Origin of the sequence: Paenibacillus wynnii, from assembly GCF_000757885.1 — a bacterium.
Lineage (GTDB): Bacteria > Bacillota > Bacilli > Paenibacillales > Paenibacillaceae > Paenibacillus_AQ > Paenibacillus_AQ wynnii.
In genome coordinates this window covers 1,136,585-1,149,305 of sequence record NZ_JQCR01000002.1, presented here as the reverse complement: position 1 = coordinate 1,149,305, position 12,721 = coordinate 1,136,585, and the positions used below count along the sequence as shown (strand labels likewise).

10 protein-coding genes are annotated in these 12,721 nt (G+C 45.5%); 7 read left to right on the top strand and 3 right to left on the bottom strand.

Annotated elements, in window-relative coordinates; all coding sequences use genetic code 11:
- Both PWYN_RS07710 and PWYN_RS07705 read right to left on the bottom strand, forming a co-directional pair.
- Nucleotides 1–894 carry a carbohydrate ABC transporter permease gene (locus tag PWYN_RS07710; RefSeq protein ID WP_036650131.1) on the bottom strand — a complete coding sequence of 298 codons (894 nt, stop codon included), beginning with the start codon at nt 892–894 and terminating at the stop codon, nt 1–3.
- Between the two features lie 138 nt (nt 895–1,032).
- Complete coding sequence (locus PWYN_RS07705; RefSeq protein ID WP_036650129.1) at nt 1,033–2,367, bottom strand: ABC transporter substrate-binding protein; 1,335 nt, start codon at nt 2,365–2,367, stop codon at nt 1,033–1,035.
- A gap of 245 nt (nt 2,368–2,612) precedes the next feature.
- On the opposite strand from PWYN_RS07705, the gene PWYN_RS07700 reads away from it, so the two are divergent.
- From PWYN_RS07700 to PWYN_RS07675, 7 genes are all read left to right on the top strand, one after another.
- Complete coding sequence (locus PWYN_RS07700; protein WP_036650128.1) at nt 2,613–5,165, top strand: beta-mannosidase; 2,553 nt, start codon at nt 2,613–2,615, stop codon at nt 5,163–5,165.
- Between the two features lie 43 nt (nt 5,166–5,208).
- Nucleotides 5,209–7,359 carry an alpha-galactosidase gene (locus PWYN_RS07695; protein WP_036650125.1) on the top strand — a complete coding sequence of 717 codons (2,151 nt, stop codon included), beginning with the start codon at nt 5,209–5,211 and terminating at the stop codon, nt 7,357–7,359.
- Nucleotides 7,360–7,399: 40 nt separating this feature from the next.
- Complete coding sequence (locus PWYN_RS29160; RefSeq protein ID WP_157261111.1) at nt 7,400–7,582, top strand: hypothetical protein; 183 nt, start codon at nt 7,400–7,402, stop codon at nt 7,580–7,582.
- 35 nt (nt 7,583–7,617) lie between these two features.
- Complete coding sequence (locus PWYN_RS07690; RefSeq protein WP_036650123.1) at nt 7,618–8,121, top strand: CYTH domain-containing protein; 504 nt, start codon at nt 7,618–7,620, stop codon at nt 8,119–8,121.
- A gap of 142 nt (nt 8,122–8,263) precedes the next feature.
- A complete protein-coding gene (gene thrC, locus PWYN_RS07685) occupies nt 8,264–9,658 on the top strand; it encodes a threonine synthase (protein WP_036650121.1) in 1,395 nt (464 codons plus the stop codon).
- A gap of 166 nt (nt 9,659–9,824) precedes the next feature.
- Nucleotides 9,825–10,811: a Gfo/Idh/MocA family protein gene (locus PWYN_RS07680; RefSeq protein ID WP_036650118.1), complete on the top strand. Its 987-nt coding sequence runs from the start codon at nt 9,825–9,827 to the stop codon at nt 10,809–10,811.
- A 27-nt stretch (nt 10,812–10,838) separates the two neighbouring features.
- Nucleotides 10,839–11,714, top strand: a complete 876-nt coding sequence (locus PWYN_RS07675) for a radical SAM/SPASM domain-containing protein (protein WP_036650115.1) — start codon at nt 10,839–10,841, stop codon at nt 11,712–11,714.
- Between the two features lie 5 nt (nt 11,715–11,719).
- On the opposite strand, the gene PWYN_RS07670 is transcribed toward PWYN_RS07675, so the two are convergent.
- Nucleotides 11,720–12,637, bottom strand: a complete 918-nt coding sequence (locus PWYN_RS07670) for an AraC family transcriptional regulator (RefSeq protein WP_036650113.1) — start codon at nt 12,635–12,637, stop codon at nt 11,720–11,722.
- Nucleotides 12,638–12,721: the final 84 nt, after the last annotated feature.

Genomic DNA, 12,721 nt, shown 5'->3' with positions numbered 1-12,721 from the left:
CTACTTATCTCCTCCCCGGTTAAGAACAAGCTGCTGTATCAGCAGTACAAACACTACAAAGAATAGCAAGATAATACTCATGGCCGAAGCAAGACCGTAATTGTTGTAGGCAAAGGCCGTATCCACTACGCGCATAACATAAGTTTGACTGGCACCCGCTGGACCGCCTTTAGTAAGTACGAATGGCAGGTCGAATACCTCTAATGCGCCGGTAACGGTAAGGAATAAATTCAGCTGTATAACAGCTTTCATGTTAGGGAGTGTAATTCTCCAAAGCGTCTGAAAAGTGCCGGCGCCGTCAATTTTGGCAGCCTCATAAATATCTCTAGGAATAGCCTGTAAAGAGGCGATATAAATAACCATGTTATAACCCATAAAGCGCCAAAATCCAGTAGAAGCAAGTGAATAGTTGACGAGCCCTTCGGTTCCTAGCCAGCTAGTCTCGGCAAGACTACTAAGGCCAATGCTGTTCAGTAACATATTCAAGGAACCGTTCGTGGTATCGAAGACGTAACCGAACATGAAGGCCACGGCCACACCGTTCATAATATAAGGGAGGAACAGCATAATTCGAAATGCATTTTTACCCCGAAGCTTGCTATTTAGAACAACCGCAAAATAAATGGCAACAATATTCTGGATAATACCCATTACGAAATACGCGAAGTTATGTTTAAACACTAAGAAGATATCCGGAGTAGAGAAAACCTCACGGTAATTGGCCAGACCGACCCATGGTTTCTCGGGGCTATAACCGTCCCAGTTAGTAAAGCTATAATAGATCAGTTTGAGAGCAGGATAAAAAGTGAATGTTCCTAGCAAGATCAGTGGAATTAACAAGAATGAAACGATGATTATATTTTTCTGCTTACTATAGGAAAGTGTTCCAAACATCACGGCACCCTTCTTTCATGGATATTGACGACAAAATGGATTATCCACAAAGGCGATAATCCATTCTGCGCCATCATACGTTTTACTGCGATTGTGCAGCTTGTAGTTGTATTCCTTCAGTATTAAGATCCGTGGTTTTTAGTAGCCCAGATCTTTTTTTGCTTTAGCCCAAGATTTGTTCCATTTGTCAAATACACTTTGTGGGTCTTTAGCAAGTACGAACTCTTGAACCACAGCTGGCAGATCCAGTTGGGCTTTATTGCTGATTTCTGTAACTTGAGCGTTATCAGGAGTGCCTTCTTGCAGTACAACACCTGTTGACTGGAATTCTTTAAGTTGAGCCAATGACGATTCTTTGCCTTTAAGTGGTGAAATAAAACCTGCGAAATCTTCATAACCGGAATCAGTAATCATCCATTTAACAAATGCTTTAGCAGCATCAACATTTTTGCTATCTTTGGAAACCGCATAGAAGAAGTCAGGACTAAGTGGTGCTGCTGGTGTGCCTGAATTGTCATAAGGAAGTGGGAAGAACCCTACATTATCAGCAGTTGTGCCGGCGCCAATAACCTGATTGATAACCCAGTTGCCTAGGAAGTACATAGCGAACTTGCCTGAAGCGATATCCTTTTTCGACTGCTCCCAGTTTGTGGAGTTAATATCCTTTTCCAGATATCCTTTTTCATTAAGCTCTCTCAACAAACCGAGTGATTTTCCGTATCCATTGTCCATAGTAAAGGGAGTATCTGTGGTTAGCTTTTCGTTCGGGAAATCTGCTTTGCCTTCAATTACACGGGGAACAGCATACACCCAGTCATTGAGGGGCCATTTATCCTTGAAGTTTGAAGCCAATGGAACAACACCATTTGCCTTCAGCTTTTCACAGGCAGCGAGGAACTCGTCCCAAGTTTTTGGAACTTCAGTAATTCCTGCATCAGCGAATGCCTTTTTGTTGTAGACGATACCTGATGTGGAGTTACCACTTGTAATTCCATAAAGCTTACCATCTTGGGATTTGAAGTCTTTAAAAGTAACTTGATCGTTCAGACCCAGATCATCAAGGGATGCAAAGTATTTTGGGAGATCAGAGTTAGGGATGGTAGGGATGAACATTACGTCAGGAAGCTCACCGCTGGCCATTCTAACTTTTGCTTGTTGGTTATAGTCGGTTTGAGAAGCTTCAAATTCAACTTCAATGTTTGGATACTTTTCATTAAAGCGCTTTACATATTCGTCATACTCTTTACCGATCATATCTGTTCTGTTTGTCAGGAAGGTGATTTTACCGCTGATATCAGCTCCACCTGCTGCAGGTTCGGTTGTTGCATCGCCTGCTGCGGGTTCAGTTGTTGCATTTGCTGTCGGCTTCTCTGTTGCTGTAGCATTGTTATTATTGCTCGAACCGCATCCTGTCAGCGATACAGATAAAATCAGAATAATAACAAAACATAACGAAAATAACTTTGTTCTCATTTAATTCTCCCCTTTTTCGTTTGTTGTTAGCGCTTACTTCATCAGTATAACGTTAATTTTGCACCTGTTAAATGGATTCAATTATTATTTATTGTCTTTATTTGTTTTAATTATAGGTTTATAATTAGTGTTGTGCTAACAATAAGATAACAAAGTGCAATGAATACCAAATGGTATCAATGAAAAATGAGAAAGTGCATGATATTTTGATTAAGTGCCATCACACTCTACATTATGGAGGTATTATGAGACAACAACAAATGAGTCTTTCAAATTGGGAATTTAGAGCCTGCGGTGATAAAGAGTGGCTTTCAGCGACAGTACCAGGTACGGTCCACACGGATCTGCTGAAGAATGAAATGATTCCAGAGCCCTTTTATGGAAAGAATGAGCACGAATTGCAATGGATAGATAAGAAAGATTGGGAGTATAGAACAACCATTCAGCTTGACGATCAATGGGAGAGTTTAGCAAGCACGGAGTTGATTTTCAAAGGGCTGGATACGTACGCTGACGTTTATATCAATGATGAGCATGCTCTTTCGGCGGACAATATGTTCAAGGAATGGAAGCTTAATGTAAAAGGACTACTAAAGACAGGAGAAAATGAAATCCGAGTAAAGTTTCGTTCAGTGGTCACGGAAGACCTGCCAAAGCTTGAGCAATTGGGATATGCCTTGCCTGCTGCGAATGACCAATCAGAGCTGGGCGGGCTTGATGAGAAGCGTATTAGTATCTTTGCCCGAAAAGCTCCATATCATTATGGGTGGGATTGGGGTCCGAGATTTGTAACTAGCGGGATTTGGCGTGAGGTAATTCTAGAAGGGCGGGATACTGCTTCAATAGCTGACCTATATATTCGGCAGAACCATATAACGGAGAAGGAAGCGCGTCTGACGGCTGTATTAGATGTAGCTATTCCGGAAGCGTGGGAAGGATTGCTGCGTATATCCGCAGACGGACAGGAATGGATGCGGGCGGTCTCACTGAAAACCGGCAATCAAACCGTTGAAATGGATATCGTCGTGGATCAGCCGCGCTTATGGTGGTGCCGGGGTCTGGGTGATCCTCATTTATACAGTTTTCAAGCGGAATTGGTTCAAGGTACGGAAACCGCAGCGAGCGCGAATGTACGAACCGGACTTCGGGAGATCAAGCTTATTCGGGAAAAGGATGAGCGGGGGACTTCATTTGCTTTTGAATTAAACGGAGTATCGGTCTTTGCCAAAGGTTCGAATCATATACCGAACGACAGCTTTTCCACAGAAGTTACTGAGGAACGTTACCGTCATGAAATCGCAACCGCGGTGGAATCCAATATGAACATGCTGAGAGTATGGGGCGGCGGGATTTATGAGGAGGATATCTTCTACCGTCTGTGTGATGAATATGGAATACTGGTGTGGCAAGACTTTATGTTCGCCTGCAGCATGTATCCCGGTGATGAACCGTTCTTGGAAAGTGTCCGTGGAGAAGCAGAGTACAATGTGAAAAGATTGCGAAACCACCCGTGCATGGCCTTATGGTGCGGTAATAATGAGATCGATTCGGCTTGGGCGCATTATGGAGAAAATATGGGCTGGGGTTGGAAAAAAGAGTATAGCCCTGAAATTCGGGATGTGATGTGGGGACATTACCAGGAAATTTTCCATCGTATTCTGCCTGAGGCTGTTGAGGCCCACCACTCCGGTATCGACTACTGGCCTTCGTCTCCTCTGCGTGATCTAACAGGAGATGTCAATCAGCATGCTACACGTACCACAGGTGAAGGGGATGTCCATTATTGGGGCGTTTGGCACGCAACGGAGCCCTTTGAGAACTATAATCTGAATGTCGGCCGCTTCATGAGTGAATATGGCTTCCAGTCGTTCCCGGAGCTGAAGTCAGTGATGAGCTATGCGGAAGAACAGGATATGGAGCTAACCTCGGACGTTATGATGGCCCACCAAAAAAATGGGCGCGGCAACTTGTTAATTAAAGATTATATGGATATGTATTTGCCGAAGCCAAAAGATTTCACAGCCTTCCTATATATGAGTCAGATTCTGCAGGCTGATGCCATACGCATCGCCATCGAAAGTCACAGAAGAAATAAACCCTTTTGCATGGGAACTTTGTACTGGCAGATGAATGACTGCTGGCCGGTAGCCTCTTGGGCGGGCATGGATTATTATGGGCGCTGGAAGGCTTTGCAATATGCGGTTCGCAAAAGCTATCAAGAAATTATTCTCTCTGTTGAGACTACCGATGCCGGACAACTGGATGTTCATGTAGTCTCTGATTCAAGGAAAGCACTAAATACTGAACTGTCGATCAAGCTGCATCACTTGGATGGTTCGGTACTTGATGAATGGTCTAAATCTGTAGTTCTGGAAGCAGACTCCGCAGCGGTTGTATATTCGATTTCAGTTGCTGAACTGCTCAATGGACATGCACAAGAGAGCGTAGTATTATCCCTTGGGTTAGTATCAGAGGGTCAAACCTTAGACAGCAAGGAGCACTACTTGGTTCCGGCAAAGGATATAAAGATCAGCAAACCTGAAATTACGATCGTTGAATCCCCGGGCAGCGGGGGACTCAGCTTTACCGTTACAAGTGACATTCTCTCCAGAGGCGTTTATTTAACTTCAGAGGACGAGGGGATTTTCTCGGATAACTTCTTCGATCTTTTGCCGGGTCAGTCGAAAACTGTGGAGTTCTCTCTAAGAGGTACAGGCGGTAAGGACTGGATTCCAGCGGCACCTAAGGGACTGAAGGTTCAATCGATGGCCGATTTTATAGATGAGAGTTTGCTATAAATCCTGTTAAGAATATATATCTGATGGAGAGAAGGGTTAGTTCATGGGAATTACGGTACAGGAAGACAAGGGGCTCTTTCATTTACAGAGTAAAGGAATGAGTTACATTATCCAGCTTATAAACGGATATCCGGTTCACGTGTATTGGGGAAAATCATTGCGGAATGATGGCAACTTGGACGGTATGTTAAATCAGGGCGGGCACACTGGCTTGGACCGTCTACCGCAGGAATATCCTCAATACGGATCAGGCGATTTCCGGAATCCGGCATACCAAGCCCGATTGGATGATGGAACACGGGTAACCGAGCTGCGTTACAGCAGTTACCAGGTTATAGCGGGAAAACCCTCCTTGGAGGGGCTGCCTTCGGTGTATGTGGAGTCTGCAGAGGAAGCTGATACTCTGGAGTTAACGTTGACGGATGATTACGCGAAGCTAACCGTTATTCTTCGTTATACGGTTTATCAGGAGATGGATGTAATCGCAAGGTCGGTGCAATTCGTAAATCACGGGGAGTCTAAACTACAACTTCTTCGTGCACTTAGCGCCAGTGTAGATTTGCCGGCAGGTGAGCTGGATATGATCTATTTGGCAGGAGCATGGGCAAGAGAGGGCAATCTTACCCGCAGACGTCTGGTGCAAGGGGGGACTAATATCGAGAGCCGCAGAGGCATGAGCGGTCATCAGTTGAATCCTTTTGCGGCTCTTGCAAAGCCCGGAACGGATGAGAATCAGGGAGAGGTATACGGCTTCAGTCTGGTGTACAGCGGTAATTTTGAGGCGGAAGCGGAAGTTGATTCCTTCGGTTCTACGCGCTTTTCCATCGGGTTGAATTCCTTTGACTTTAACTGGCTGCTGGAGCCCGGGGAGGAATTCCAAACACCGGAAGCGGTTATGGTCTACTCCGCACAAGGGATTGGCGAAATGTCTCGGATTTATCATCGGTTATATCGGACTCGGCTATGCCGGGGGTCTTTCAGAGACAAGGAACGCCCAATTCTAGTGAATAACTGGGAAGCGACATACTTTGACTTCAATACAGATAAGCTGGAGTCCATTGCAGTCGAAGCCTCGAAGCTGGGTATTGAGCTGTTCGTACTGGACGATGGATGGTTCGGCAAAAGAGATGCTGATAATTCCTCCCTCGGAGATTGGGTAGAAGATCTTCGAAAGCTGCCCGGTGGACTGAATGATCTGGCTCAACGTGTGAACGGACTGGGTCTACAGTTCGGCCTGTGGGTAGAACCGGAAATGATCTCGCCGGATAGCGATCTATACCGCCAGCATCCCGACTGGTGTCTGCATGTGCCGGGCCGCCGCCGCAGTGAATTGCGCTGGCAGCTGGTTCTGGATTACACCAGAGAAGATGTTAGGGAGTATATTTATGAGTCGCTGAGCCGTATTTTCTCTACTGTGCCTATCTCTTATGTGAAATGGGATATGAACCGATGTCTGACGGAGATTGGTTCAGCTCAAATTGCTCCTGAACGTCAGGGTGAAACCGCACATCGATATGTGCTCGGCTTATATGAATTGCTGGAAAGGTTGACGACTAAGTTCCCTAAGATCTTATTCGAGAGCTGCTGCAGCGGAGGTGGACGTTTCGATCCCGGAATGCTGTATTATATGCCGCAGACCTGGACGAGCGATGATACCGATGCGGTTGAACGTCTGAAGATCCAGTATGGGACGAGTCTGGTGTATCCTGTAAGTGCGATGGGAGCACACGTATCCGCGGTGCCGAATCATCAGGTTGGACGCATTACACCGTTGTCCTTCCGCGGAGACGTTGCTATGTCCGGTAACTTCGGCTATGAGCTGGATCTTACCAAATTCACCGCAGAAGAGAAGGAGTTGGTTAAGGAGCAAGTTGCGAATTATAAAGAAATCCGCAGCCTTGTTCAACAGGGCAACCTGTACCGGCTGCAAAGTCCGTTCGAGGGAAATGAGACGGCATGGATGTTCGTGTCTGACGATCAGCGCGAGGCGTTGGTCTATTACTTCCGGGTGATGGCTGTGCCTAACCCACCGCGCCGCATTTTGAAGCTGAGCGGCTTAGATCCAAGCCTCGATTACACACTGGAAGGAAGCGGAGAAGTATATGGCGGTGATCGGCTAATGCAGGCTGGACTATCACTGCCGGATGAGCAACGTGATTATGTAAGTGGTTGTTATAAGCTGAAGGCTCAATAAGAGACGGATACGCTAAAAAGGCAAGCCAAGAGGATAGTTCTTGGCTTGTTTTTCTTGTATGGGTGGAAATGAGCTACTGGAGCGGAATGAAGTGTATAAGTACAATAGAATTGGCGGAAACGGGTCGCTAGGGCCGAATGAAGATTGTATTTTCCCTGAATATTCTCTACAGGTTTCTTCACTTCACATTGACTTGAATAATCCTCACCCCTATGATGATTAATAAAAGTAAAGAGATGACGAGGAGTGGCAGACATCATGGCTTTGGAGATTGAACGCAAGTTTCTGCTTCCGGAATATCCGGAACAGCTTATACAAGACGGAGAGCTTAAGATATACACCCAGCAGAATATCGACCAGACCTATCTGGCGATTGAGGATGGTCAGGAGCTCCGGGTCCGCAAAATTACGGATCTCGACTCAGGTGAGATAACCTTTACGCATACGTTCAAGGATGGCAAAGGGATTAGCCGCGAAGAGATTGAATATTTCATCTCTGAGGGTCTATATAATCAGGTGATTGAGGCGGTCAAGGCTATACCGTTGGTTAAAAAACGCCTCACAGGCGAATGGAACGGAACAACAGTAGAGATTGACGTTTATACGCAACTGGAGTTATCCGTACTTGAGGTTGAATTCGATTCACTGGAGGAAGCGGAAAGCTTCAAGGCACCGGAATGGTTCGGTGAGGATGTTAGCACAGACTGGAAGTACAGCAACAAAACCGTTTGGAAAGAGCTCCAGAATAAATCCTCCAAATAAATATCCGGAGGCCAAATCTGACATAAAAATAACGGACTTTAACGCGTAAACGTGTTACTATGTAAAGTGAATTTAAGCATCATGCTCTGAGGCTTGAATTCAGCTTATTAGGTTAAATAAAGAGGGGTTCAGGAGGATGAGTATGAAGTATATAAGCACAAGAGGCAATGTGGAAGCTAAGGGCTTTATTGATACTGTCTTAATGGGGTTGGCCGATGACGGTGGATTGATGATTCCCTCCGAGATTCCGATAATTTCAGCAGCTACTTTGGAAGAGTGGAGAAGCCTGAGTTATCAGGAGTTGTTCCTGAAGATTTTCTCCTATTACACGAACGACGAGATTCCCTATGAGGATTTAAAAGAAATGGTATACACCAGTTATGCCAATTTCCGTGCACCGGAAGTAACGCCTGTTCATCCAATCAACGATTCTTTATATGTATTGGAATTATTCCATGGCCCTACCTTTGCGTTCAAGGATGTAGCGCTGCAATTTATGGGTGAATTATATTCTTATATCTCCAAAAAGCAGAACAAAATCATCCACATTCTCGGCGCAACCTCGGGTGATACCGGAGCAGCAGCCATTCAAGGTGTTCGCGGCAAGGAAGGAATCAAGATCTGTATCCTGCATCCGCATGGCAAGGTGAGCAAGGTGCAAGAGCTGCAAATGACAACTGTTGATGATAGCAACGTTTTGAATTTGTCGGTAAAAGGCAACTTTGACGATTGCCAAAAGGTGATCAAGGATCTGTTCGCGGATCTGGACTTTAAGAGCAAATACCACCTTCGGGCGATTAATTCAATTAACTTTGTGCGTATATTGGCGCAGACGGTTTATTACTTCTATGCTTACCTGCAGGTTGAGGGAAGTGCAGACAAGAAGATTAATATCAGTGTACCTTCCGGTAACTTTGGTAATATCTTTTCAGGATATCTCGCGAAAAAAATGGGGCTTCCGATCAACAAACTGATCATCGCCACAAACGAAAACAATATTCTGGAACGTTTTGTGAATACCGGAGAATACAAGCCTGGCGATTTTACAAGCACATACAGTCCTTCAATGGATATTCAGGTGGCGAGCAACTTTGAACGGTATCTGTATTATCTAATTGGCGAAGATACCGAGAAGCTGTCCGCGTATATGTCTGCCCTGCAGAGTGACGGCAAAATCACTATCGAAGGTGAAACCCTTCAACAGGTTCAATCGGACTTTGCAGCACTCGGCGTAAAAAATGAGCTGTGCCTCGATACCATCAGCAAATACCAGAAGGCTCACGGATATCTCCTTGACCCGCATACTGCCTGTGGCATCGCGGCTTATGAAGCCTTTAACGGCCCGGATGAGTTGGGAATTACCTTTGCGACTGCACATCCTGCTAAATTTGATGAAGCCATTGCCCTAATCGATATTAAGCAGGAGTTCCCGGAGGAAATTGAAGCATTGTTCTTGATGCCTCAGCACCAGACGGTGGTAGATCACAACAAGGATGAGATCGTACAACTGCTGAAGTTTTTTTATGAAGTAAATTAGCTTGTAATATATGTAGTGCAACAGACCCCCGTGCTTGGTTAAGGCGGGGTTTGTTTCGTTTATCATAAATTGTCGGAATTTTGTCGTAAAAAGTAGACATTACTACCTAGAGAGTGAGAAAATAGAATTTAGAGTCAGTAAGAACAAAAAAAGGACGGGATGCTATATGTCAATTCGATTCGGGGTTGTAGGAACAAACTGGATTACAGACCGCTTCGTTCAAGCCGGCCTGGAGAATGAGGAATTTATCCTGACTGCAGTGTACTCCCGTACGGAAGAAAAGGGACAATCATTTGCTGCTAAATATGCAGGAGCTGCTATTTACACTAACCTAGAAGAGATGGTGTCCAGCAGTGATGTGGACGCAGTATATATTGCCAGCCCTAACTCCATGCACGCAGAGCAGGCCATCATCTGCCTGAATCATGGGAAGCATGTGATCTGTGAGAAGCCTATCGCTTCCAACAGCGCAGAACTGAAAAGAATGATGGAGGCCGCGCGGAATAATGATGTGTTACTGATGGAGGCTTTGAAATCCACCTTCATGCCTAACTTTAGAATTGTGAAGGACAACCTGTATAAAATCGGGCGTGTTCGGCGCTATTTTGCAAGCTACTGTCAATACTCTTCTCGTTATGATGCATTTCGGCAGGGAACGGTGTTAAATGCTTTCAATCCTGCTTATTCTAATGGCTCACTAATGGATCTGGGCATCTATTGTCTGTATCCGATGGTAGCACTTTTCGGCAAGCCGGAATCCGTTCAGGCAACGGGTGTTTTGTTGTCCTCGGGAGTAGATGGAGAGGGAAGTATGGTAATGCGTTATTCAGACATGGATGCCGTTGTTATGCATTCCAAGATTGCTGATTCCTATTTGTCCGCAGAGATTCAGGGTGAGAACGGTACAATCGTTATCGATAAAATTAATCAGCCTTATGAGGTGAAAATACATTACCGTGACGGAACAATTGAGGAGTTAACTCAGCCGCAAGTATTTGAATCCATGTATTATGAGATTGAGGAATTCATCACGTTGCTTAAGAACGGTGAACGGGAGAGCGGGATTAACAGTCATGCCAACTCTTTGGCAGTAGCTGAGGTTATGGAAGAAGCCAGAGCACAAATCGGACTCCGCTATACCTCTGATCTTTAGAACCTAAGGAAGGAAAGGGAGCAGAACTTGAAAACTTTTAAAAAGGTATACATCGAGATTACAAGCGTCTGCAACCTGGCCTGCAGCTTTTGTCCGCAAACCGTTAGGCAGAAGAATTTCATGAAGCTCGATACGTTTAATACCATACTAGATGAAATTAAGCCGCATAGTAACCATATTTACCTTCATGTTAAAGGCGAGCCGCTGCTTCATCCCAAGATTGGGGAACTGCTGGATGCCGCTCATGCCAAGGGCTTCAAGGTCAACATTACCACCAATGGAACGCTGATTCATAAAGCGGGACCCAAGATTATCGGCAAGCCGGCTTTGCGTCAGATGAACTTTTCTCTGCACAGCTTTGACGGGCATGAAGGATCCGAGAACCGCGAGGGGTATTTGGCTGAGATCATTTCTTTTGTAAAAGAAGCATCTGCACAGGGGGTTATTGTTTCTTTCCGGTTATGGAATCTTACGGAGGACAACCGGACGAACTTGGAGAAGAAACGTAACCGGGAGACCTTGGCGGTTCTGGAGGAAGCTTTTAACCTGGACTTTAATATTGATGAGAAGGTCGTTCCGGGCAGTGGTGTCAAAATTGCAGAACGAATCTACCTCAATCAGGATCATGAATTCAGGTGGCCGAGCCTAGAGGAGCCGGAAGATGACGGCAAGGGCTTTTGCCATGCACTTCGCGGTCAAGCAGCGGTACTGGTCGACGGTACGGTGGTACCGTGTTGTCTGGATGGTGAGGGCGTAATTAACCTTGGGAACATCCACAAGACGCCATTCTCCGAGATTGTTGAAGGGGAGCGGGCCAATAATCTGTTCTACGGATTTTCCCGAAGAGAAGCCGTGGAGGAATTATGCCGTAAATGTGGGTACCGACAGCGGTTTGGGACTTAATTGATTTAAGAGTGCAGCTGTCCCATGACGGCCGATTGCCCTGCCCCCTTCCTGAATTCGGAGGGGGAGCATTTCATGGCTTTGCGGAACACTTTAATGAAATAGCTTACGTTATCAAATCCGACCTCGAGTGCGATGTCGGATATTTTTCGTTCACTTTGCTGAAGTAAATCGGCAGCCTGGCGGATTCGGTAGGAATTGATATAATCCACCGGTGTTTTACGAGTCATTGCTTTGAAGAAGCGGCAGAATTGTCCTTCACTCATCGGGATCAGTTCGGATAAATCGTGCGTTCGGATAGGTTCGCGGTAATTCTCCTGAATGTAGAGAATGATTTTTTTGAGACGATTAATCTTGGTGGTATCAGCGTCATCGGACTGACTATGGTTTACGGAACGTCCTTCTACGGCGATTTGCGATAGCATAATAAGAAGGGAGCCTTTCATAAAAGCTTCATATCCGGGCATTTTAGTATCGTATGCCATCATCATGCGCTCTAAATGGCGGAGAAGCTCCTGCTGCCATGGAATATCGGGCTTAATATGGCGGGGGAAGCTTTGACGTTTCTCCTGTAGCGGCAAAATTGTATTCTGCTGTATCGCATCATATTGGGCACTGGCTAATAGATCAGGGTGAAAGACTATGGCACAGAATTTGCAGGGAGACTCGCTCTGTATATAAGCGGCATGTATATCACCGGATTCGATAAAGATAGCTTCACCGGCCTGTACCGGAAAGTATTCGGTATCCACCTGAAATAGGATTTCTCCTTCCAGCAGCATGAAAAACTCTGCTTCCTCGTGCCAATGCGTATCGAGAACAGGAGCCCCGGCCGGGAGTTCAACCCAATAGGCAGCTAGAGGAAACATAACATCGCCATGCACCCGGTCTTCTTTTAGCAAACGTTGGGAAGTTCGATCCATATTGCGCCTCCTTTTTCGATAAAACATCAAAATAGTGTTATAAATAAGCTATATTTTATTAGTTTTGTGTTTTTATTATCGGTA